At 65.3% G+C, this 22,089-nt stretch carries 18 protein-coding genes; 9 read left to right on the top strand and 9 right to left on the bottom strand.

Annotated features, from left to right (window positions below; all coding sequences use genetic code 11):
• Positions 1-127: 127 nt before the first annotated feature.
• From ACOY6C_RS16815 to ACOY6C_RS16840, 6 genes are all read right to left on the bottom strand, one after another.
• Complete coding sequence (locus ACOY6C_RS16815) at positions 128-697, bottom strand: hypothetical protein (RefSeq protein WP_420906676.1); 570 nt, start codon at positions 695-697, stop codon at positions 128-130.
• 108 nt (positions 698-805) lie between these two features.
• Entirely contained in the window at positions 806-1,270 is a 465-nt protein-coding gene (locus ACOY6C_RS16820) for a hypothetical protein (protein WP_420906677.1), read from the bottom strand.
• A gap of 77 nt (positions 1,271-1,347) precedes the next feature.
• On the bottom strand, positions 1,348-1,698 hold the full coding sequence (locus tag ACOY6C_RS16825) for a hypothetical protein (RefSeq protein ID WP_420906678.1): 351 nt from the start codon (positions 1,696-1,698) through the stop codon (positions 1,348-1,350).
• A gap of 192 nt (positions 1,699-1,890) precedes the next feature.
• A complete protein-coding gene (locus tag ACOY6C_RS16830) occupies positions 1,891-2,601 on the bottom strand; it encodes a hypothetical protein (RefSeq protein WP_420906679.1) in 711 nt (236 codons plus the stop codon).
• A gap of 154 nt (positions 2,602-2,755) precedes the next feature.
• Positions 2,756-3,844 carry an LPS export ABC transporter permease LptG gene (gene lptG / locus ACOY6C_RS16835; protein ID WP_420906680.1) on the bottom strand — a complete coding sequence of 363 codons (1,089 nt, stop codon included), beginning with the start codon at positions 3,842-3,844 and terminating at the stop codon, positions 2,756-2,758.
• Positions 3,845-3,849: 5 nt separating this feature from the next.
• A complete protein-coding gene (locus ACOY6C_RS16840) occupies positions 3,850-5,025 on the bottom strand; it encodes an LptF/LptG family permease (protein WP_420906681.1) in 1,176 nt (391 codons plus the stop codon).
• Positions 5,026-5,133: 108 nt separating this feature from the next.
• Between ACOY6C_RS16840 and ACOY6C_RS16845 the strand changes: the two genes are divergently transcribed.
• Positions 5,134-6,660, top strand: coding sequence for a leucyl aminopeptidase (locus ACOY6C_RS16845; RefSeq protein ID WP_420906682.1), 1,527 nt, complete (start codon positions 5,134-5,136; stop codon positions 6,658-6,660).
• Position 6,661: 1 nt separating this feature from the next.
• Complete coding sequence (locus tag ACOY6C_RS16850; RefSeq protein ID WP_420906683.1) at positions 6,662-7,126, top strand: DNA polymerase III subunit chi; 465 nt, start codon at positions 6,662-6,664, stop codon at positions 7,124-7,126.
• Between the two features lie 14 nt (positions 7,127-7,140).
• On the opposite strand, the gene ACOY6C_RS16855 is transcribed toward ACOY6C_RS16850, so the two are convergent.
• Positions 7,141-8,256 carry an aspartate aminotransferase family protein gene (locus tag ACOY6C_RS16855; RefSeq protein WP_420906684.1) on the bottom strand — a complete coding sequence of 372 codons (1,116 nt, stop codon included), beginning with the start codon at positions 8,254-8,256 and terminating at the stop codon, positions 7,141-7,143.
• Between the two features lie 64 nt (positions 8,257-8,320).
• The gene (gene thiC / locus ACOY6C_RS16860; protein ID WP_420906685.1) at positions 8,321-9,730 is read right to left on the bottom strand and encodes a phosphomethylpyrimidine synthase ThiC; all 1,410 of its coding nucleotides are present in this window, start codon (positions 9,728-9,730) and stop codon (positions 8,321-8,323) included.
• A 130-nt stretch (positions 9,731-9,860) separates the two neighbouring features.
• On the opposite strand from thiC, the gene ygfZ reads away from it, so the two are divergent.
• From ygfZ to ACOY6C_RS16875, 3 genes are all read left to right on the top strand, one after another.
• The gene (gene ygfZ, locus ACOY6C_RS16865; protein WP_420906686.1) at positions 9,861-10,904 is read left to right on the top strand and encodes a CAF17-like 4Fe-4S cluster assembly/insertion protein YgfZ; all 1,044 of its coding nucleotides are present in this window, start codon (positions 9,861-9,863) and stop codon (positions 10,902-10,904) included.
• 94 nt (positions 10,905-10,998) lie between these two features.
• The gene (locus ACOY6C_RS16870; RefSeq protein WP_420906687.1) at positions 10,999-12,129 is read left to right on the top strand and encodes an NAD(P)H-dependent flavin oxidoreductase; all 1,131 of its coding nucleotides are present in this window, start codon (positions 10,999-11,001) and stop codon (positions 12,127-12,129) included.
• 79 nt (positions 12,130-12,208) lie between these two features.
• A complete protein-coding gene (locus tag ACOY6C_RS16875) occupies positions 12,209-13,417 on the top strand; it encodes a class I SAM-dependent methyltransferase (protein ID WP_420906688.1) in 1,209 nt (402 codons plus the stop codon).
• A 151-nt stretch (positions 13,418-13,568) separates the two neighbouring features.
• On the opposite strand, the gene ACOY6C_RS16880 is transcribed toward ACOY6C_RS16875, so the two are convergent.
• Positions 13,569-14,066, bottom strand: coding sequence for a MarR family winged helix-turn-helix transcriptional regulator (locus ACOY6C_RS16880; protein ID WP_420906689.1), 498 nt, complete (start codon positions 14,064-14,066; stop codon positions 13,569-13,571).
• 178 nt (positions 14,067-14,244) lie between these two features.
• Between ACOY6C_RS16880 and ACOY6C_RS16885 the strand changes: the two genes are divergently transcribed.
• From ACOY6C_RS16885 to ACOY6C_RS16900, 4 genes are all read left to right on the top strand, one after another.
• Positions 14,245-15,339 (top strand): efflux RND transporter periplasmic adaptor subunit, encoded by a 1,095-nt coding sequence (locus tag ACOY6C_RS16885; RefSeq protein ID WP_420906690.1) that lies wholly within the window; start codon positions 14,245-14,247, stop codon positions 15,337-15,339.
• Positions 15,336-18,395: an efflux RND transporter permease subunit gene (locus ACOY6C_RS16890; protein ID WP_420906691.1), complete on the top strand. Its 3,060-nt coding sequence runs from the start codon at positions 15,336-15,338 to the stop codon at positions 18,393-18,395. Before ACOY6C_RS16885 ends, ACOY6C_RS16890 begins: the two co-directional genes overlap by 4 nt.
• Before the next feature lie 736 nt (positions 18,396-19,131).
• Entirely contained in the window at positions 19,132-21,159 is a 2,028-nt protein-coding gene (gene ligA / locus ACOY6C_RS16895) for an NAD-dependent DNA ligase LigA (protein WP_420906692.1), read from the top strand.
• A gap of 370 nt (positions 21,160-21,529) precedes the next feature.
• Positions 21,530-22,089: nitrilase-related carbon-nitrogen hydrolase (locus ACOY6C_RS16900; protein ID WP_420906693.1), on the top strand; the 560-nt coding region annotated here is incomplete at its 3' end.

A 22,089-nucleotide genomic window follows, 5' to 3' on the forward strand; every position in this document is an offset into this window, starting at 1 on the left:
CGGGTGTGATCACGTTACAGGTCGCCGTGTTGACGGCGACCTGTGTTTGTTTTTACGGCAGGCGTGGATCGTTCGAGGTGCGGGAAGCGCCTTCCATCCGATGGGGTTGGAAAGAGGTTGGGCGAGATCAGTCCCGGCTCACCGGCAGGGGACGCACCGGGGGTTCGACCTCGACCGGTCGGCGCGGGACGCTGGGGATCGCGGCGGCGGGCTCCCTGGATGCTTCGGGCGGCGCGGCGGATGCGACCGGCTTGGGCGCGGCGGGTGCGACTGGCTTGGGCGCGGCGGGTGCGACTGGCTTGGGCGCGGCGGGCGGCGCGGCGGATGCGACCGGCTTGGGCGCGGCGGCGGATTGCGGCGCCAGGGTCGGCAGGGGCGCCTTGACCGGATCCGGGGCCGGCATGTGGATCACCAGATGGGTCGGCTGGCTGATGATCGGCAAGGTGGGCGGAATCACCATCGGACGTCCGGCAAAGGCCCCGGTATCCTGATAGTCGAAGAAGGAACGGGCCGTATCCGGGTAGTAGATGTGCCTGGAACCGCTGGCGCTGCTCTTTTCCGGTTTTTTGACGCCGGTTTTGTCCACGGAGGCGTTGCCGGCCTCGGCGCTGACGCTCCAGAGGACGAAAACAGCCGCGCCAAACCCGATCGCGAGAGTCGGAAGTTGCGCTGGGCGGGGGAGGTTCCTGGGGTTCATGGCGCGTTCCTCGGTTTTCTTGAATCATCCACGCCCGACGACGAGAAGCGCTGTTCTGATCGTCGGGCGCAAAGCATTTAAAGCAACGGATGCGTCGTCGCTCGGGGTTTATTTCCTGGGTTCGCCATACGCCGCGCTCACCGGGGTCACCACCTGCAGGCCGGGACTCGGCACCGCGTAGTAGGCGACCGGCGCGGTCTCCATGCGCACCACCGGTTGCACCTGGGCCTGGGTCTGGTTGGTGGTCGCCAGGGGCGAGACCGAGGAGTAGATCATGCCGCCGGAGCCGAAGGCCGGGCTGTTGGCTGGGGGCAGGTTCACGGCGTGGGCCGGGATCACATACGGGCGGGGCGCGCCGGAGTCCGACGAGGAGGCCATGGGATAGCCATGATCGCGGGAGGAGCCGTGAAAGGCGGTGATCACCGCCAGCCAGCCCGCGGAGACCACCGCAGCCACGGCGGTGGTGGTCGGTTCGGCCTTGGCCGGCGCGGGGAGCGCGAGCAGGGTCGCGGCGAGGGTGGCCGTGCCGAGCAGCGACGGTTTGTGAAGGCGGGGGGTGCTGTGGATCTTCATGAGACTCTTCCCTTATGGATGAATGACGAGTGTCGTGGGTTGAATCACGAGCAAGGCGTGTTTCGGGATCGCCGCGTTCACCGCAAGGGGCGGTTGGTCACGGGGATCGTGGCGGCGGGTTTGTGCTCCTCCGACGGCTGGAGGGCCGGCGTCAGACGCAAGGTCTGGAACCACCCGCCCGTCTCCTCGCCGGGCTCCAGGAGCACCGGTTGTCGCAGATGATCGACCGGGGTGAAATAGTCCCACTTCCCCTGGCTGGAGGGATCCCTTTGCCACCAGTAGTCCGAGGGGTGGGCATAGCGTCCGGGACGGACGTGGATCGAGATCGTATCCCCCGGCTGGTGCGGCACGATCAGTTCCCCGGCCAGGGCGTTGCCCCCATTCAGTGCGAGCAGCAGGGCGGCCACGGGTGGTATGAACTTAGGCATGGGTTGTGTCACTCCTTGTCCGGCGTTTCACGACGCCTCTGATCCAGAATCCTTATCCAAGCTCTTTTTTCATCCGGCGAAACGTTCCGGCTTCTCCAGAGTTTCGCCAGGCGCGCATCCGTACCGTGGAACTCCCGCCAGGGGGGTCCATGGTACTGGGGGGGAGGGGGTTTCTCCCCCCGGCATGCAAGGTTACTTCGGCGGCAGATCGTCTCCGGGCGCCTGGGACTTCCTGGGAGCCTTGGCGACCGGTTTCTTCGCCTTCTTGACCGCCTTCTTGGCCGGTTTTTTGGTCGGTTGAGCCTTCTTGGCCTCGGGCTTGGGCTTCTCTTCGACCACCGGGGCCGGTTTGGCCTCCGGAGCCGGTTTGGCTTCGGCCACCGGTTGGGCTTGCGGAACCTGGAAGCCCACTTTCGGCGGTTGGATCACGAACGAGGGCTGCTCCACCGTGATCGGGGCCTGATGCATGATCACCGGCGGTTGCGGAATGGCCACCGGCGGATTCCCGACCCACACCGGCGGCTGGTTGACCACGATCGAGGGGCGTTCGATGGTGATCGGCGCCTGACGCACCACCGTGGAGCCGGCGGGATGGCCGAGGGCATCGGTGGCGGGGGTGAGCGACGGAGCCGGACTGGTCACGGTGGTGCCGTTGGGGGCGACCACCGGGGCATTGGCGTAGGCGCTCGCCGCGCCGGCGGGCATGGGGCTCTGCCAGGGCGAACCGGGAGGAAGCGTGACCGGAGGGGTATGAACCACCACCGCGGCGGGCATTTCGTAGGTGGTCAGAGGCGCCTGGGTGGGGTCCACGGTATGTCCGCAGGCCGCGGCCAGGGGAGCGACGGCGGCGATCAGCAGCCATTGTCCACCGTTTTTCCCGACATGGGTGAGCAATCCCTTCATGAGTTCATCTCCCTCGCCCATCCCGGGCGAAATGCATTGGATCTCTTAGGATACGAAAGATGGTGTCGTGAAAATCATCCGTCGCTGGAAGGTGTATCGGACGTCCGGGGGGGGCGGATAAGGGATTCTTTCAAGGAATGTCGCGGGTTAGGCGTTATCGTGAGTGTCTGGGATAGGCGAGGTGGAGAAACAGGAATCCGGACACCCCGGCAAAGAAGAGCACCGGGGCCCAGGCGGCCAGGATCGGGGGGAGGCGTCCGCCGAGTCCGAAGGCGGTGGCCAGATCGACGAGCACGAACATGAGGAAACCCAGCAGGGTGCCGAGCAGGGAGGAGCGCAGGGCGCCACCCGAGCGGGGCAGGCGCAGGGCGAAGGGGAAGGCGAGGGCGATGGCGGCCAGGTTGATGGCTGGCGCGGCCAGGCGTCGGTGCAGGATCATGCGGTGACGGGTGGCATCGTGACCATCCTGTTCCAGCCGGTCGATGACCGGGATCAGTTCGATCACGGTGAGCATGTTCGGCGGCGGGGTGCTGGCGGCGAGGCGTTGCGGGTCCAGGGAGACCTGCCAGGGACGCGCCTCGAAGGCCTGGACCTCGACCGTGGGGAGGAAACGGTAGTCGAGTCCCTCGTGGAGCTTCCAGCCCTGGCCGTCGAAGGTGGCGCGGCTGGCTTCCAGGCGGGCGGCGAGACGGTGTTCGGCGTCGAAGGTGAAGGCGGTGACACCGTGCAGGGTGGTCCGATCCGGGTCGAACTTCTGGATGTGGATGATGCGTCCGCCGTCGCGCAGCCACAGGTCGCCGCTTTTGGAGGGCGGGGCGATGAGCCGGTCCACGATGTGATCTTCGATTTTCTGGGCGAGGGCATTGGTGCGGGGGACGATCTGGGCGATCAGCAGCCCGTGGAACAGGGCGACGATCAGACCACCGGTGAGCAGCGGAGCGAGGATGCCGACCAGCGACACGCCGCTGGCGCGCATGACGGTGATTTCGTTGTCGCGGGTCAGGCGGGCCACGCCCATGAGGGTGGCCAGAAGCAGCATCGACGGGGTGAGCATGCCCAGATAGTTGGGCAGCCGGCTTAAGATCAGCAGGGCGAGATCCAGGGTGTTGAAGTTGGGTTTGGGGGTGTAGCGCCGGATCCCCTCGATGCCGTCGATGAGCAGGAACAGGCCGACGAAGACCCCGAGGGTCTTCAGGAAGCCGGTCAGAAAGAAGCTCAGCAGATGGCGGAAGAGAATGGGCATGCGGGTCACCGGGTCATCGAGCCGTGCGGATCGGGTGGGGCGGGATCGGGGACGGGCGCGGCGCTACCGGGCCAGCGCCAATCCGGGGCGAGACGTCCCTGGGCGCCGAAGTGGAAGGCCCAGGCGGTGAGCGCGGCCATGATGAGGTTGGGCAGCCACAGACCGATCAGGGGGGTGGTGAATTTCCGGGTGGCCAGGGCCTCTCCGGAGGCCAGCAGCAGGAAGTGGAGAATCAGGATCAGCAGCGCGGCGGCGAATCCGAAACTTTTGCCGGTGCGGTGGGATTGACGCACCCCCAGCGGCAGGGCGAGCGCCCCCATGATGAGGGTGGCCGCCGGGAAGGCCAGGCGGCGATGCCACTCCAGGAGCGCGGCGTGGCGTTTTTCCGGCGTGCCCTGGTCGAGCATGGCCAGCAACTCATCCGGATCGAGTTCATCCACGGACTCCTTCTGGTGGGCGGGCACCAGTCCCAGCACCACCTCCAGCCCGAGGTCGAAGCGGGTGAACTGCATGTGGCGGTAGTATCCGGCCTGGGTGACCCAGTGGCGGCTGCCATCCTCGAGAAAGAGTGCCGCCTTGTTGTCGGCGCGGGTGTGGGGATGGGCGCGACGCGCGGTGATGGTCACCACCTCTTTCGGGTTGCGCTGATCGTGGATCAGCACCCCCTCGAGGGTGCCGGAGATGGGATCCTGGCGTTCGACGTGCAGGGTCAGGCCGGGGATGTCGCGGTTGAAGGTGCGCGGTTGCAGGGTCAGGGCCGAGCTGGAGGTGAGCAGGGCCCGTTTGAGGGTGGTGAATTCGAAGAAGGCCCTGGGTACCCAGATCCAGTTGAGCAGCAGCGAGAGCACGGTGAACAGCACCACCAGCAGCCCGACCGGGCGCAGCATCTGCCAGATGCTCACCCCGCTGGCCTTGATGATCACCAGTTCGCTGTCACGGGCCATGCGGTTGAGGGTCAAAAGAATGCCGGTCAGGAGCGCCATGGGCAGGGTTCCGACCATGAATTGCGGGATGGCCAGGAGGATCATTTGACGCAGCACCGAAAACGGTGCGCCCTTGTTGATCCAGACATCGGTGAGCAGCAGGATCTGCGGGAGCATAATCAAAAAGGTGAGCGTGCCCAGCGTGACCAGCGAGGTCGCGGCGCAATCTTGGAAAAGATGGCGGGAGAGGCGTTTCATGGGCGTGCGCGGGCGAGGGTCTTTGTGTTTTTCTCGTGCTTGTGGTAAGGATTCTTGGCAAAGTTTCAGTAGTTCATTTTTCATGCCAAGACAAAGGATAAGGTCGCGATGTCGGAAGCCCATGTAAAGATCCATCTGTTCGACGAGACGTCGGTTGCCCACGAGGCCGATCTGCTGGTGATCGGCGTCCACTCGGGGGGCGAGGCCCAGGCCGCCCTGGCGCGCTGTCCGGACGGGGTGGCGCGCGAGGTGAAACGGGTGCTCAAGGCCGGCTGGCTGCGTGGGGACGCCGGGGAGACGCTGTTTCTGCCCGTGGTTCCGGGAGAGGGGTTGGCGGTGGAGCGGTTGCTGCTGGTTGGATTGGGCAAGCGCGAGTCGGTCACCCTGGAGAGTCTGCGCGCCCTCGGGGCGAGTGTGGTCAAGGCGTGCGAGAAGAGCGCCGTGGATCGGGCGCTGGTGCTGGTCTCCCTCGACGAGCAGCACGGCATCGGGCCGTCACGGGTGATGGCGGCCATGGCCGAGGGGGCCTGGCTGGGGAGTTACCGTTTCGATCGCTATCAGGGGGTCAGCAGGAAGGATGCTCCCCGTCACCGTCTCAAGCGGCTGGACTTCCTGCTTCCCGCCGCCAGGCTCAAGGGGGGGCGCAAGCGTCTGGAACGGATCGAGAAGATCACCCGTGGCGTGATGCTGGCGCGGGATCTGTGCAACACGCCGGGCAATCTCCTCACCCCCGACGTTCTGGCCAGGAAGGGGCGCGAACTGGCCGAGCGGTTGCCGATCAAGACCACCATCTTCTCCCCGCAGGTGCTGGCCCAGAAGGGGATGAACGGCATTCTGGCGGTTGGACAGGGGAGCGCCCATCCACCCTGCATGATCATCCTGGAGTATCGCAAGGGGGGCGATCGTCCGACCCTGGCCGTGGTGGGCAAGGCGGTCACCTTCGATTCGGGGGGCATCTCCCTGAAGCCCGGCGCCAAGATGGAGGAGATGAAGTTCGACATGAGCGGCGGGGCGGCGGTGTTCGGGTTTCTGCACGCCATCGCCGAGATGGAGCTGCCGATCAACGTGGTGGGAATCGTCCCCGCCGCCGAGAATCTCCCCTCGGGCACGGCCCAGCGTCCGGGAGACGTGATCAAGACCGCCAGGGGGATCCACGTCGAGGTGATCAACACCGATGCCGAGGGGCGTCTGATCCTGGCCGATGCGTTGCATCACGCCGCCACCTTCGATCCGGACGTGATCATCGATCTGGCCACCCTCACCGGAGCCTGCGTCATCGCCCTGGGATCCCATGCCACGGGTCTGATGGGCAACCACAAAGGGTTGCGGAAGAAATTGCGCAAGGCCGGCGACCGGTGCGGAGAGCGGGTCTGGCCGTTGCCGATGTTCCCGGAGTATCAGGAGCAGATCAAGTCCGTGGTGGCCGACATCAAGAATGTCGGCGGGCGCGAGGCCGGAACCATCACCGCCGCCTGTTTCCTCTCCCGGTTCGTGGATGAATCCCGCGCCTGGGCCCATCTGGACATCGCCGGCACCGCGTATGATCTCTCTTCGTCCAAGCCGCACATGCCCAAGGGTGCGGTGGGGGTCGGGGTGCGGTTGTTGTGCGAATACGCCCTGGCGGAGCGGGTGTGACATGGCGCGAGCGCGCGAGGGGAGTCCGGTGGCCCGGTTCTACCAGGTCGCCGGCGCCTCGGTGGATGGGGTGTTGACCGGTTTGTTGCACAAACTGGTGGAACAGGGGTTGAAGGTCTGTTTGCTGGTGGGGAGTCCGGCCCGGTCGCGGCATTGGGATGATCTGTTGTGGCGTCATCCGTTGGAGCGTTTCCTGCCCCACGGGGTGTGGGATGGTCCGGATCCCCAGTTGCAGCCGGTTCTGCTCGCCTTGACGCCGGACGATCGCAACGGGGCCACGGTGGTGGTCGCGGCGGATGCCGGATTGGTCGAGGGGGCGGGTGGATTCGACGTGGTGGTGGATTTTGTGGTGGGGGATCCGGCCCCGGCGCGGGAGCGGTATCGGTGGTATCAGGCGCGCGGGTTGGCGATGGAGTATTGGGTGCAGTCCCCGGAGGGGCGTTGGAGTCGTGCGGGGGGCGGGTGAAGGACGGCTGACGGTTACGGGGGGCTGGCGTCGTCGTGCGGGGGAGGTTGGCTTCGTCCATACCGTTCCGCCCAGCGGTGGATGCGGTTGACGATGCGTTTGCTCTCCGGGTTTGTGAGTGCCGCGTGCAGGGGGAGTGCCAGGGCACGGGTTTGCAGGGCGTGCAGACCGGGCAGAAGGATCCCCTGCGGCAGGCGCGGCGCAAACCAGACCGGCGTGGCGCAGCCGATGCCGGAGCGTTGCAGGAAGTGCCGCAAAGCCGAACAGGTGCGCGCATCGCGCATCATGAGATGAAAAAGCTCCCAGGTCCGGCCATGCGCGCCTTGCGCCGGGAGCGTTCCCAGACCGCGCAGCCGCAACGCCAGATAGCGCCCGGCCAGCTCCGCGCGGCGCTCCAGACGGCCTGGCAGGGAGGCGAGCAGCGCGCATCCCAACGCGCAGGCCGGGCCACCCGGAGGGCGTGATCTTCGTTTTCGCAGCGCTTCGATCAGGGGTTCATCGGTCGAAAGCAGCACGCACCCCACGCCAACCGGCAAAATACGCGGCCCCTCCAGATTGACCATCTGTATCCGGCCCTGGCCGATCCCTGGCAAGGGATGCACAATCGCCGAGATCTCCTCGAGGATCACGGGCGCCGTGTCCGGCAGCCCGACCTGTCGCGCGCCATCTCCTGCATCGTGTCGTGCTTCGACGCCGGAATCAGGGCCGGGAACCGGCAGACCGAACGGGTGGTGCGTCACCACGGCGCGGGTGACGCCGCTCCCTTCGGCCCGTGCCAGCGGCCCGCCGAGGGCCCAACCGGTCACCGGATCCACATCCCGCCAGGCCGCATGCAGCCAGTTGGCCTCCAGGGCTTCGATCCAGGCCGGATCCAGCAGCGGATCCACGGCCACCACGTCACCGGAGCGCCAGCCGAACAGCCCCTTCACGGCCCCCAACGCCTCGTCATGGCTGGCAAAGGCCACAGCGCGACGCTCCCAGAGCCGCTCCCAGCCCGCCTCCCAGGCGCGCGCGGCCCCGGCATCCACGAACGGCGCGCGCGCCAGTTGGCTCAGACAGGCCCGCGCGTCGTCACCGGTGAAATCCGGTCGATACAGGGGAATGGTCACGGGAGGGCGTGGGGATGGCATAGGCTGTCGATCGATCTCGCGCCAGGGGACGGAGACCGCCCCCGATCCCATGTGAACGGGTTTTTCAGGTGTTGCCCGCCAGCCTGCTCCTGGCCGCGTCGCCGGTCTGGGGGCAGAAGTCCGGGGTGAACCGTTCGGCCAGGTGCCGCGACTTTTCGGCCACATCCTGGGAGAGCTTGTAGGCGCAGAAGCGCGGACCGCACATCGAACAGAACTCCGCGCTTTTGTGGGCGTTTTCCGGCAGGGTCTCGTCGTGATACTCGCGGGCCCGTTCCGGATCCAGCGCCAATTCGAACTGCCGGTTCCAGTCGAACGAGAAGCGGGCGCGACTCATCGCGTCATCGCGATCCCGGGCGCGGGGTCGATGCCGGGCGATGTCGGCGGCGTGGGCGGCGATCTTGTAGGCGATGATCCCCGCGCGCACATCCTCGGCGTTCGGCAGTCCCAGATGCTCCTTCGGGGTGACGTAGCAGAGCATCGACGCCCCCTTCCAGGCGGCCACCGCGCCACCGATCGCCGAGGCGATGTGGTCGTAGCCGGCGGCGATGTCGGTGACCAGCGGTCCCAGGACATAAAACGGCGCCTCGTGGCACAGTTCGCGCTCCTTGAGCATGTTCTCCTCGATCTGATCCAGCGGCACATGGCCCGGACCCTCGATCATCACCTGCACCTCCTGCTCCCAGGCCCGTCGGGTCAGCTCGCCGAGAATGCGCAGTTCGGTGAACTGGGCGGCGTCCGAGGCGTCGTGCAGACAGCCGGGTCGCAGCCCGTCGCCGAGGGACAGGGTGACGTCATGACGCTTGCAGATCTCGAGCAGGGCGTCGAAGTGGGTGAACAGGGGGTTCTCCTTTTCGTGATGAAGCATCCATTGCGCCATCAACGCCCCGCCGCGCGAGACGATCTTGGTGATGCGCGATTCGATCAGCGGCAGCACCTCCAGCGTCACCCCGCAGTGGACGGTCATGTAGTCCACCCCCTGTCTGGCCTGCTCCTCGATCACCTCGAGCATGATCTCCGGGGTGAGGGCGCGCACGTCCGGCACCCGTTCCACCGCCTCGTAGATCGGCACGGTTCCGATCGGCACCGGCGAGTTGCGCAGGATCGCCTCGCGGATCTCGCGGATCCGTTTGCCGGTGGAGAGGTCCATCACCGTGTCGGCGCCGTAGTGGAGCGACAGGCGCAGCTTTTCGACCTCTTCGTCCAGACCGGAGGAGATCTGCGAATTGCCGATGTTCGCGTTGATCTTGCAACGCGCGGCGATGCCGATGGCCACGGGTCTGGATTCCGGATGGTGAATGTTGGCCGGGATCACCATGCGTCCGCGCGCCACCTCGGCGCGCACCAGCTCGGGATCCAGCCCCTCCTCCTGGGCCACGAAAGCCATTTCCGGCGTGATTTGACCTTGCCGCGCGTAATGCATCTGGGTAACGTTCCCAGTGCGGCCCTGTATCCATGCGGAGCGAAAGGCGCTCATGCGAACTCCTTGGCGAAATGAAGGGTCCAATCGAAAAAAAGCGCCCGTTCCCGATCCGGGAGTGCCAGGATCGAGCCGCGCCGGATGCAATTGTGCCAACCCCTGTCCGTTATTCACAAGGAGTTTTCCCATGAGTCGGCTTGAATCCCATTTTGGAGGGCGCATCGCCTGGAGTTCGGACCGTTCCGCGACGGTGCCCATGCACTTCGGCGATCCGGAGGCCGAGTTGCGCGCCCTGCGTGACGACGTGGCGCTGGTGGATTCCACCCACATGGAAGCGGTCGCCATCTCGGGTGAGAACATCCACGATTTTCTGGGCGGTCTGATCACCAATCAGGTCAAGAACGTCTCCCCGCAACGGAGCATCTATGCGGCCCATCTTACGCCCCAGGGTCGTTTTCTGTGGGATTGCACCCTGTTGCGCGATGGAGACCGACTGCTTCTGATCACCGAACCCGGTTCGGGCGCCCCCCTGGCCCGCCGTTTGGCGCAATTCATCCTGCGCGCCAGGATTCGGGTCGAGGTGGATCCGGATCCGGCCCTGCTCACCATCGCCGGTCCCGAGGCGAGCCGGGTTTTGCAGGGGATCTTCCCGGAATTTCCCATCGAGCAGGCCAATCCGGGCGATACCATGGCCCCGGAGCCGGGCATTCGTCTGTGGCGTGATCCGCGTCACGCCGGATTCGGTTGGAAACTGCTCGTTCCCGCCGCGCTGGTCGGGGGGTGGTGGGACAAGCTGGTCAAACGGATTCCGCCCGCCGGTTTTCTGGCCTGGGAGACCCGCCGCATCGACCTGGCCTTGCCGCGCGGCGGCAGCGATTTCATCCCGGAGGTGAGCCTTCCCCTGGAGAGCGGGCTTCTGGAGATGAACGGCGTGGATTTTGCCAAGGGGTGCTATGTCGGACAGGAGACCACCGCGCGCACCCATCATCGCGGCACCTTGAAAAAAAGGCTCTATTCCCTCATTCTGTCCGCTGGCGCCGAGGTCGCGCCAGGCACGCCGATCCTGTTGCCGAGCGGCAAGGAGACCGGCGTCCTGACCAGCGTGACCCCTGGCCATGGCCAACGGAGCGGATTGGGGATCGTCCATCCCTCCGATGTCGAAGCGGAGCGGGTGTTGTCGTGCGGGTCGGTTCAGGTCGTGGCGCGCAAACCCGATTGGGCCGCCTGGTGACCTCCTGGTTCGGGAGGCCCGCGATGGTGGCGCGTTCAACACGGACGAACGCGCCGGAAACCGTTTGGAAGTTTCACTCTAGGATGCCCGTTTCATGACCCAGACCGATGTCCAACCGACTTTGCCGCCCCTGCCACCGTTGCGCATCGGCGAATATACCATCCCGGTCCCGATCATTCAGGGTGGCATGGGGGTGCGTGTTTCGGCGCATCGGCTCGCCTCCGCCGTGGCCAACGAGGGGGGGGTCGGCGTGATCGCCGCCGTGGCGCTCTCCCTGGCCTCGAAATACTATGTGAAGGGACGCGACTATTACCGCGCCAACGTCAAGGCGCTCATCGACGAACTGCAGATGGCCCGCGCGGCCAGTCCGGCTGGCATCATCGGCGTCAACTGCATGGTGGCCATCCGCGACTTCGAGGCCATGGTGCGCACCTCGGTGGAGAACGGCGCCCAGTTGATCATCTCCGGGGCCGGTCTGCCGCTGCGTCTGCCCGAATTTGCCACCGCCAATCCCAAGACCGCCCTGGTCCCGATCATCTCCTCGCTGCGCGCCGCCAAACTGTTGGCCAAGCGCTGGCACAAGCTCTACAAGCGACTGCCGGACGCCATCGTCTTCGAAGATCCGAATCGCGCCGGGGGGCACCTGGGGGTCAAGAACGCCCAGCAGCTCTTCTCTGCCGAATACGACACCGATATCGTGGTGCCGGAGCTGGCCGAATGGTCCCGCGTCGAGTACGCGGACGAGATCCCCATCGTCACCGCGGGCGGGATCTGGGATCGCCAGGATATCGATCGCGCCTTCTCTCTGGGCGCCAAGGGGGTGCAGATGGCCAGCCGCTTCATCTGCACCTTCGAGTGCGATGCCCACGACCGTTACAAACAAGCCTTCATCGACGCCCAGGATGGCGACGTGGTGATCGTCGATTCGCCCGCCGGTCTGCCCGGACGGGCCCTGAACACCCCATTCACCAAGACCTTGTTGCGGGGTGGGGAAGTGGCCGACACCTGCATCGCCACCTGTCTGGACGCCTGTCGCTGTCGCGAGGAGAAGGAGACCTTCTGCATCGCCCTGGCCCTGCATCGCGCCCAGCAGGGGGACATGGAGAACGGTCTGGTCTTCACCGGCACCAACGCCACCCGTCATACCGGTCTGGTGCATGTGCGCGACATTTTTCGTGAGTTGCTCCAGGGCGTTCCGGTCCAACCGGTGCCGATTCCTGGATGAATGTTCCTCGCCCGTTGCCTTGGGTCCGATCCGCGGAGCCAAGGCAACGGGCATCCAGCCTCTTGACGAGACATCCGCCGTGCTTCCCGATTCCCGCTCCATTCAGCGTTTCTTCTCCGGTCTGGGCGAGGTCTGCCCGATCGACCGGATCGACCACCTGCATCTGGTCCACTGGCCCCTCGACGCCCCCACGCCGCTCGATGTTCTGCGCGACGCCGGTTTCACCGGTTCCGTGGTGGTGGCGCGCGCCTCGCTGGCCGCCGCGATCCGTCAGCAACATCCGGGGGTGAACATCCGGCTCGATGACCATCCCAGTGCCGGAGAACCGACCCGCAACCTGCTGATGGAGCTGCCCCAAGGCCGCGAGGCCGCGAAACTGGCCATCGAAAGCGCGCTCGCGACCCTGACGCCCGATGGACGGCTGTGGCTCTTCGGGGAGCGTGAATCGGGCATCCGGTCGTTGTCCAAACGTTTCAGCGACTGCGAAACCGCGCTTTGCAAGGGCCATCTCCGGCTGCACACCCTCACCCCGGAGAGCCGCGCGCTCGACGAGAAGAACCAGGAGAGCCCTTTCACACCCGAGGCCGATGGTTTCGCCCATGTGCGGCACGAGGGGATGACAATCGCGGTCAAGCCGGGCATCTTCTCCTGGCGCGCCATCGATCCGGCCACGCTGCTGCTGCTCGACACCCTGCGCGACGCACCGCCCGGCACGCGGGTGCTGGACTGGGGCTGCGGCTCCGGGGTGATCGGCGTCACCCTGGCCAAACGGTTCCCGTCGCTCCAGGTGATCCTCAGCGACGATCTGGTCACCGCCACCCGCTGCGCCAGCCGGACCGTGGAGCTGAACCAACTCCAGGAGCGTTGCACGGTGATCACCGAGGATGGCATGGGCGAGCGGTTGAGCCGGATGCGTTTCGATGCCCTGGTCACCAACCCGCCGTTCCATCGCGGGGTGCGCACCGATCACGAGGCGACCATGGCCTTCCTGGCCGCGGCCAGCGACCGGTTGAACCCAGGGGGTACCTTGAGTCTGGTGGGCAATCGTTTTCTGGACTACGGCGCGCTGCTCTCCGAGCGGTTTGGCGCGGTCGAGGAGATCGACGGGGACGAAACCTTCACGGTCTGGCGCGGGGTGAAGGTGAAGAGCGAGGGGATCGCGACTCGCGGCGCCGGGCCGCGTCGCGGGGCCAAACCGGTCCGCCGGGAGATTCAGCCGGCGCCGCGCGATCCTTTTGCCGATCTCCCCTCGGGACGCTGGGTGGGCGTGGACGAGTTGGACAACTAGACCTCTGGGCAGGTCAACGCAACCGGCAGGTCAACGCAAGCGGCAGGTGGGCATTCATGCCCACCTCTGAACCGGTTGTTTCCGGTCGAAACGATAACTTATATTTTTGTTGTGCAGCCGGACCACGCGATTTCCCCATGGCGGCGAAGGATCAATCCTCCTGCTCGTCCGCGGCCAGTTTGGCCAAAAGTTCGGTCAGATCACGAATTTCCTCGCCGGACAGGAACTTCAACAGTCGTTGGCGAGTCACTTGCATGACTTCCCGCATGGCTCGATCGATCAACGGATAGGCCGGCTCGGCCAGACGAACCGGTTTGACCCGGCGATCGCCGACGCCGGGCGGACGCTCGACCAGACCGCGCGCGGTCAGTTGATGCAACACCTTGGTCAAACCGCCCGAGGTGATCAACAGCGCCTGCCGCAGTTGCGAGGGGGTGAGGGCGTGCGGGGCGGGGGATCGACGCAGACTGGCCAGGACATCGAACTCGGCTGGGGTGAGTTCGAACGTGGCCATGGCCGCGCAGGCCCGTCCATACATCAGCCCGTGGGACCGATGAAACGCCAGGGCGAATGGCAGGGCCATGGGATCGAACTCTTCGGGCCAGTTGTCCTGATGCGCTGCGATGATGTGTTGCAGGATTGTGTTCATATCATGCTCCCTTGACAATATTTAACGCTTCATAATCTTGCAAATTGGTTCGAATGTCAATAGTATGCCGATAACTGCTTTCTTGGAAGATAAATCAAACTCTATCCGCCTCATCAAACGCATTTCCACACTGGATTGCGGTTGGCGTGGAACCTGTTTTGAAGAAAAGGATTTTTGCATGAAAAGACAGCTTGCGCTGCTTGGCCTGGTGGTTGCGGGATGGTTGATGGCGGGACCGATCGGGGATCTTCATGCCGAGAAGGGCGCGGCCAATGGCGAGGAGCGCGCCGCGCTGACCGTGACCCTCACCCAAGCGCGCCAGGTGGTCTGGCCCCAGACCCTGCTGGTGAGCGGTGCGGTTCATGCCTGGCAGGAGGCGGTGGTTTCCGCCGAGATCGGGGGGTTGGCGATTGTCTGGTTGCCGGTGGATGTGGGCACGCCGGTGAAACGGGGACAAGAGCTGGCCCGCCTTTCCGACGAGTCGGTGAAGGCGGCCCTCGCCCAGCAGAAGGCCATGGTGGCGCGGGCCAAGGCGGCCCTGGCCCTGGCGCGCTCCAATGCCAACCGGGTGAAATCCGTGGATGGGATCGGCGCCTACTCCGAGCAGCAGATCACCCAGCACCTGATCGCCGAGGAGTCGGCGGAGGCGGAACTGGCGGCGGCCAAGGCCGCCCTGGAACACGAGGAGATCCGCTTGCGCCAGACCCGCATCCTGGCCGCGGACGATGGGGTGATCTCGGCGCGCAACGCCACGCTTGGGGCGGTGGTGCAGCCAGGGGTGGAGCTGTTCCGACTGGTGCGGCAGGGGCGTCTGGAGTGGCGCGCCGAGGTGACCGACAGCCAGATCGGTCGCATCCAGGCGGGTCAGCAGGCCAGATTGGAGCTGCCGGGCCAGGCGCCGGTCGAGGCGCGCGCCCGTCAGGTGGCCCCGACCCTGAATCCGGAGAGCCGCAAGGGGCTTGTCTATTTCGATCTGCCGGAGGATACCCCCTTCAAGCCGGGGATGTTCGCCCAGGGAGAAATCCAGCTCGGGGAACAGCCGGCGGTCGTTCTGCCGCAGAGCACCCTGGTGTTTCACGACGGCTTCACCTATCTGTTCGAGCTGCCTGAAAACACCGACCGGGTGAGCCGTCGCAAGGTGACCACCGGACGGCGCATGGAGAATCAGGTGGAGATCCTCTCGGGTCTTGGGGATAACGCCCGGATCATCGCCCATGGCGGGGCCTTTTTAAAAGATGGCGACCGGGTGAAAGTGAGCGGAGATAAACCGTGAATTTTTCAGCCCTTTCCATTCGCCATCCGGTGCCGGCGATTCTGCTGTTCGCCCTGCTGACGCTGCTGGGGCTTGCTTCGTTCAAGGCGTTGGGGATCCAGAACTTCCCCGACATCGAGGTTCCGGTGATCTCGGTGAACGCCACCCTGGAGGGGGCGGCCCCAAGCCAGCTCGAAACCGAGGTGGCGCGCAAGATCGAGGACTCGGTGGCCTCCCTGGGCGGGGTGGAGCACATCCGCACCACCTTGACCGATGGCTCGGTGTCGATTTCGGTGGAGTTCGACATCGACAAGAACGCCGATGCCGCCCTCAACGAGGTGCGCAACGCCGTGGATTCGGTGCGTTCCGACCTTCCCCAGGATCTCACCGTGCCGGTGGTTTCGAAAAAAACCACCACCGGCGGCGTCATGATTGCCTTTGTGGCCAGCTCCAAACAGCTCGACGAGGCGGAACTCTCCTGGCTGGTGGACAACGAACTCTCCAAGCGTCTCCTCTCGGTGCCGGGCGTGGGCAAGTTCTCCCGCACCGGCGGCGTGGATCGCGAGATCCAGGTGGATCTGGATCCGGCCCGCATGCGCGCCCTCAAGATCACCTCGGACGAGATCTCCCGCGCCCTGCGCCAGATCCGCAAGGATGCCTCGGGCGGACGCGGTGACATCTCCGGCGCCGTGCAGTCGATCCGCACCCTGGCTGCGCCCGAATCGGTGGAGGATCTGCGCCGTCTGGAGATCCCGCTCTCCGGCGGTCGATCGGTTCCGTTGTCCGAAATCGCCACCATCACCGACGGCTTCGCCGAACGGAGCACCATGGCTCTTTTGGACGACGAAACGGTGATCGGTTTCGAGCTGACCCGCTCCAAGGGGTGGAGCGAGGTGAGCGTGGCCACCGAGGTGCGCCGCGTGGTGGGGGTTTTTGCCAAGGAGCACCCCCAGGTGACCATCCGCGAGGGGTACAACACCTTCGCCCCGGCCCTGGATAACTTCAAGGGATCGATGGAACTGCTGTACGAAGGGGCCTTTCTGGCCATCATCGTGGTGTGGTGGTTTCTGCGCGACATCCGTGCCACCTTGATCTCCGCTGCGGCGCTCCCCTTGTCGATCATTCCGGCGTTCCTGGTGATGCGGCTGGCCGGTTTCAGCCTGGATACCCTCACCCTGCTCGCCCTGGCGTTGGTGGTGGGCATCCTGGTGGATGACGCCATCGTCGAGGTGGAGAACATCGTCCGCCATCTCAAACAGGGGAAAAAACCCTTTGAGGCTGCCATGGAGGCCGCCGACGAGATCGGCATGGCGGTGATCGCCACCACCCTGACCCTGGTCGCGGTCTTCATGCCCACCGCCTTCATGGCCGGGATTCCGGGCAAGTTTTTCCGTCCCTTCGGCATGACCGCCGTGGCGGCGATCCTCGCCTCGCTGGTGGTGGCGCGTCTTTTGACGCCGATGATGTGCGCCCATCTCATGCGGCCTCACGACAGCCAGATCCACGAGGGGGCCCTGTTGCACCGTTATCTCGGCTGGGTGACGAGCTGTCTGGATCATCCCAGGATTACCCTGATCGCCGCGATCCTTTTTTTGGTCGGCTCCCTGGCCCTGGCGCCCATGCTCCCTTCGGGCTTCGTGCCCGCTGCGGATCGCAACCAGATGATGTTGCAGGTGGAACTGCCTCCTGGCAGCGCGCTGGAGGATACGTATGAGGCCTCCCGAAAGACCATCGCTCTGTTGAAGCAGATCCCGGAGGTGACCAGCGTCCATGCGGCGGTGGGCTCTTCGGCCAACGTCGGCGGCGGTCCCATGAACGTCAGCACCATGAGCGACACCCGCAAGGCCACCCTGGTGGTCAACCTGGTGGATCGCCGCGAACGGGCGCTCAAGCAGTCCGGGGTGGAGGAGAAGATCCGCAACAAACTCCGTGAACTGCCCGGCATCCGCGTGGCCATGATCTCCAGCGGTCCGGGCATCCAGCTGACCATCGTGCTCACCGGCAACGATCCGACCACTCTGTCGCGGGTCATCGACGCGCTGGAACCGCAAATACGGGGTATCCAGGGGATCGGCAACGTGCGCTCCAACGCCGATCTGGAGCGACCGGAGATCCAGATCACCCCGGATTTCGCCCGTGCGGCGGATCTGGGGGTTTCCAGCGAGGCGATCGCCCAGGCGGTGCGCATCGCCACGGCGGGGGATTTCAAGATGATGCTCGCCAAGCTCAATCTTCCGGAACGCCAGATCCCGATTCGCGTGCGTCTGGCCGAGGGGGTGCGTCACGATCTGGCCGCGATCCGCCAACTGCCGGTCGCCTCGCGGGCCGGAGTCATTCCTCTGGAGACGGTGGCCAGGATCGAAATTCTCGGGGGTTCGACCCGCATCGACCGCATGGACCGGCAGCGGCGCGTGAGCATCGACATCGAGCTGGGGAAACGGGTGATCGGCGAACTGCTGACCGAAGTCAACGACCTCCCGGCGCTCAAGAACCTCCCGGTGGGGGTGCAGCGTCCCCCGGATGGCGACGCCCAGCGCATGAAGGAGCTGTTTGGCAGTTTCGCCGGGGCCATGGCCATCGGGGTGATGTGCATCTACATCGTTCTGGTGCTGCTGTTTCATGATTTTCTTCAGCCGATCACCATCCTGGTGGCCTTGCCGCTCTCCCTGGGCGGGGCGTTCGTGTCGTTGCTGGTCACCCACAACGCTTTTTCCATGCCCTCGGTGATCGGCATTCTGATGCTCATGGGGATCGTCACCAAGAACTCGATTCTGTTGGTGGAATATGCGGTGGTGGCGCGTCGCGAACGGGGTCTGAACCGCCGCGATGCTCTGATCGATGCCTGCCGCAAACGGGCCCGTCCGATCGTCATGACCACCATCGCCATGGGCGCCGGCATGCTGCCGGTGGCGTTGGGGATCGGCGCTGAACCGAGCTTCCGCTCCCCGATGGCCATTGTGGTGATCGGCGGTCTGCTCGCCTCGACCTTTCTGTCGCTTCTGGTGATCCCGGTGATTTACGGCTATGTGGACGACCTGGTGAGTTTTATCCGGCGGCTGCGTCCTGGGCGGGCGTGATGGGGACTGGCGGGGGCGTTTTTTGGTCAGGACGGCCTGCCGACGCTTCCCGTGAGGTCCCGATTCAGGATTCCACGATTGCAGGGGACCGGGGACCGCAAGGTCCCCGGCGGAGGTTCGGAGGCAGAGCCTCCGAGGTCTGGCTTTTGACTCTGGCTTTTGGCTTTTGGCTTTTGGCTTTTGGCTTTTGACTTTTGACTTCGGCTTTTGGCTTCGGCTTTTGACCTCGGCTTTTGACTTCGGCTTTTGACTTCGGCTTTTGGCTTCGGCTTTTGATTTCGGCTTTTGGCTTCGGCTTTTGACCTCGGCTTTTGACTTTGGCTTTTTAGCGCGCTCTTCAAAAAAGCGTTTTTTCGCGTTTTTTGCGAAAAAACGCTGCGCGCCGCCTTGGCTGCGGCATCGTTTCGCGTCTTTGGCGAAACGATGCCGCGGACATGGCCCGGAGTCTGCTACCGAAGGCAACTCAATCTTCCGCGCGCCTTTGGCGAAACGATGCCGCGGACATGGCCCGGAGTCTGCTACCGAAGGCAACTCAATCTTCCGCGCGCGTCTTTGGCGAAACGATGCCGCGGACATGGCCCGGAGTCTGCTACCGAAGGCAACTCAATCTTCCGCGCGCGTCTTTGGCGAAACGATGCCGCGGACATGGCCCGGAGTCTGCTACCGAAGGCAACTCATCTTCCGCGCGCCATTCGTCTTCTCCATTGCCCTGCCGAACTCTGGAAACATTGCAAGCATGACCACCCCCACCCCCGAGACCCTGGCCCGCGTGCGGGCGTTGCGCGCCGAGTTGGCCCATCACAACCATCGCTATCATGTGCTCGATGCACCCGAGATCGGCGACGACGCCTACGATGCGCTGTTTCGGGAGTTGGAGAGCCTGGAACAGCTCCATCCCGTGTTGATCACCCCGGATTCGCCCACCCGGCGGGTCGGGGCGGCGCCGCTGGAGGGGTTTGCCAAGGTGGTCCATCGGGCGCCGATGCTCTCCATCGACACGGTGGCGGATGTGGCCGAGTTCGATCGCCGGGTGCGCGAGGGGTTGGGCGAGGCGGAGGTCGAATATGCCGCCGAGCCGAAGATCGACGGCGTGGCGGTGAGTCTGATCTACGAGCGGGGTCTGCTGGTGTGTGTTGCCACCCGCGGCGATGGCCGGGAGGGGGAGGAGGTGACCGCCCAGGCGCGCACCATTCCGTCGTTGCCGCTGCGTCTGCTCGGGGAGGGGCATCCGGAGTTGCTGGAGGCACGCGGCGAGGTGTTCATGACCCTGGCGGCGTTCGATGCGTACAACGCCCGTGCGCTGGAAACGGGTGAAAAAACCTTTGCTAATCCACGCAATGCGGCGGCGGGGAGTTTGCGTCAGCTCGATCCGCGCATCACCGCGCAACGCCCGCTTAAACTCTACTGTCACGGCGTGGGCGAGGTGAGGGCCGAGGGGTGGCCGACCCGGCATGACCAGGTGATGGCGCTGTTTCGCGACTGGGGATTGCCCACCTGTCCGGATGCCGAGGTGGTGGTCGGGGTGGAGGGGTGCCGGGACTATTATGAGCGGTTGCGGGCGCGGCGCGATCAGCTTTCCTACGAGATCGACGGCATGGTCTTCAAGGTGAACGTGCTTGCCTGGCGGGAGCGGTTGGGGTTTGTCGCCCGTGCGCCGCGCTGGGCATCCGCCTGCAAGTTCCCCTCGCGCGAGGCCTTCACCACGGTCGAGGCGATCGATGTGCAGGTGGGGCGCACCGGCGCCTTGACCCCGGTGGCGCGGTTGCAACCGGTGGGGGTGGGCGGGGTGACGGTGACCAACGCCACCCTGCACAACTTCGAGGAGCTGTATCGCAAGGATGTGCGTGCCGGCGATACGGTGCGGGTGCGGCGTGCCGGGGATGTGATCCCGGAGGTGGTGGAGGTGGTGCTGGAAAAGCGTCCGGCGGATGCCCTGCCCGTGGTGACCCCTGCGAGCTGTCCGGTTTGCGGCGGGGCGGTGGCCAAACCCGAGGGCGAGGTGGTGATTCGCTGCATCGAGGGGTTTTTCTGCCCGGCGCAGCGCAAGGAGGCGGTGCGTCATTTCGCCTCGCGGCGCGCCATGAACATCGAGGGTTTGGGCGAAAAGCTGGTCGAGGCGCTGTTTGCCGGCGGGTTGATCGGCGATGTGGCGGATCTTTACCGGTTGCACGGGATGTCGGAGCGGGTGGCGGGCCTGGAACGCATGGGGGAGAAATCGGCGGAAAACCTGTTGGCCGCCATCGAGGAGAGTCGCGGACGCGACCTGGAGCGCTTTTTGTTCGCGCTCGGGATCCGCGAGGTGGGGGAGGCGACGGCGGCGAGTCTGGCGCGCCATTTCGGTACCATCGAGGCGCTGATGGCCGCATCCGAGGCGGAGTTGCAAGGGGCTCCCGAGGTCGGACCGGTGGCCGCCGGGCGGGTGTGGGCCTTTTTCCGGGCTCCGGGGAGTCAGGCGCTTCTCGAGCGGCTTCTGGCCGAGCCCGCTACCGGCTGGCATCGGGCAGCCGCGCGCGCGGTCGCGATCGGTCATCCCCTGGCCGGGGCCACCGTGGTGTTGACCGGCACCTTGACCGCCTGGACCCGTCAGGAGGCCAAGGCCCGGCTCGAGGCGTTGGGCGCCAAGGTGTCGGGGAGTCTCTCCAAACGCACCCGCTATCTGATCGTAGGCGAGGCGCCGGGTTCCAAGCTCACCCAGGCGCGCGAACTGGGGGTGGAGATTCTGGACGAGACGGCCATGATCGCCCTGGTTCAGGGCGCGGGGTGAACGGGAGATGGTTTAATCCGGGCACGGATCCGTGCTAGAGTAGACGCATCGGGTCGAGGAACGAAATCAAGGGATTCCCAAGGGAGACGCGCATACCGGCGATTGGCGAGGCGATTGGCGAGCATGGCCGGGAGTACCGGTGTCTGAAAATTTCGGATGCCGTCGTCGCCACGGCACTGGAATGCGCTCTGCCCCTGGTAATCCGTAACCGCGCCGATTTTGAATCCGTCCCCGGATTGTCCCGGATCGATCCGTTCGCAGCCTGGCATTGATTTCGATCTTTGGAAAACGCGTCGCGATCCGTTACACTGTGACGGTTTGTTGAAAACACCCTCTCGCCACCCGCTTGGAAAGCGTCGTCACGAAGCCCATGGAACTTTTGTTGGCCCTGGCCCAGGTGAATCCGCATGTCGGCGCCCTGGAGAAGAATCTTCAGACCCTGCTCGCGCACGCCCGGCGCGCCGCCGAGGCGGGTGCGCGTCTGGTGATCTTTCCGGAGCTGGCCCTTACCGGCTATCCCCCCGAGGATCTGCTGCACAAGCCGCTGTTTCTGGATCAACTGCGCGCGGTGGAGCGTCGTTTCCACCACGCCCTGGGGGAGTTGGGCATCGATGCGGTGTACGGCTCGATCCGGCACGGCGGTTCCGGGCTGATCAACGCCGGGGTGTTCGTGCGTGACGGTCGCGAGGAGGGGTTTGCCGGCAAACGGTGGCTCCCCAACTTCGGAGTGTTCGACGAACAGCGCTATTTCGAGTCGTGCGCCAGCGTGCGCGGCTTCGCCTATCACGGCATGCCGTTCGGAATCACCATCTGCGAGGATCTGTGGCGCACCGGCGATCCGTTGGCGAGTCTGGCCAGGAGCGAGGCCACGTTCGTGATCAACATCAACGCCTCGCCCTACCACATCCGCAAGCAGCGCGAACGCGAGGC

This window comes from Candidatus Magnetaquiglobus chichijimensis (assembly GCF_045865675.1).
Taxonomy (GTDB): Bacteria; Pseudomonadota; Magnetococcia; order Magnetococcales; family Magnetaquicoccaceae; genus Magnetaquiglobus; species Magnetaquiglobus chichijimensis.

Excerpts from the sequence above, each read along its gene's own strand:
- ACOY6C_RS16815 (WP_420906676.1), bottom strand. The coding sequence starts at position 697 with ATGAACCCCAGGAACCTCCCCCGCCCAGCGCAACTTCCGACTCTCGCG.
- ACOY6C_RS16870 (WP_420906687.1), top strand. The coding sequence starts at position 10,999 with ATGACCCAGACCGATGTCCAACCGACTTTGCCGCCCCTGCCACCGTTG.
- ACOY6C_RS16885 (WP_420906690.1), top strand. The coding sequence starts at position 14,245 with ATGAAAAGACAGCTTGCGCTGCTTGGCCTGGTGGTTGCGGGATGGTTG.
- ACOY6C_RS16880 (WP_420906689.1), bottom strand. The coding sequence starts at position 14,066 with ATGAACACAATCCTGCAACACATCATCGCAGCGCATCAGGACAACTGG.
- thiC (WP_420906685.1), bottom strand. The coding sequence starts at position 9,730 with ATGAGCGCCTTTCGCTCCGCATGGATACAGGGCCGCACTGGGAACGTT.
- ACOY6C_RS16820 (WP_420906677.1), bottom strand. The coding sequence starts at position 1,270 with ATGAAGATCCACAGCACCCCCCGCCTTCACAAACCGTCGCTGCTCGGC.
- ACOY6C_RS16830 (WP_420906679.1), bottom strand. The coding sequence starts at position 2,601 with ATGAAGGGATTGCTCACCCATGTCGGGAAAAACGGTGGACAATGGCTG.
- ACOY6C_RS16845 (WP_420906682.1), top strand. The coding sequence starts at position 5,134 with ATGTCGGAAGCCCATGTAAAGATCCATCTGTTCGACGAGACGTCGGTT.
- lptG (WP_420906680.1), bottom strand. The coding sequence starts at position 3,844 with ATGCCCATTCTCTTCCGCCATCTGCTGAGCTTCTTTCTGACCGGCTTC.
- ACOY6C_RS16850 (WP_420906683.1), top strand. The coding sequence starts at position 6,662 with ATGGCGCGAGCGCGCGAGGGGAGTCCGGTGGCCCGGTTCTACCAGGTC.
- ACOY6C_RS16840 (WP_420906681.1), bottom strand. The coding sequence starts at position 5,025 with ATGAAACGCCTCTCCCGCCATCTTTTCCAAGATTGCGCCGCGACCTCG.
- ligA (WP_420906692.1), top strand. The coding sequence starts at position 19,132 with ATGACCACCCCCACCCCCGAGACCCTGGCCCGCGTGCGGGCGTTGCGC.
- ygfZ (WP_420906686.1), top strand. The coding sequence starts at position 9,861 with ATGAGTCGGCTTGAATCCCATTTTGGAGGGCGCATCGCCTGGAGTTCG.
- ACOY6C_RS16855 (WP_420906684.1), bottom strand. The coding sequence starts at position 8,256 with ATGCCATCCCCACGCCCTCCCGTGACCATTCCCCTGTATCGACCGGAT.
- ACOY6C_RS16825 (WP_420906678.1), bottom strand. The coding sequence starts at position 1,698 with ATGCCTAAGTTCATACCACCCGTGGCCGCCCTGCTGCTCGCACTGAAT.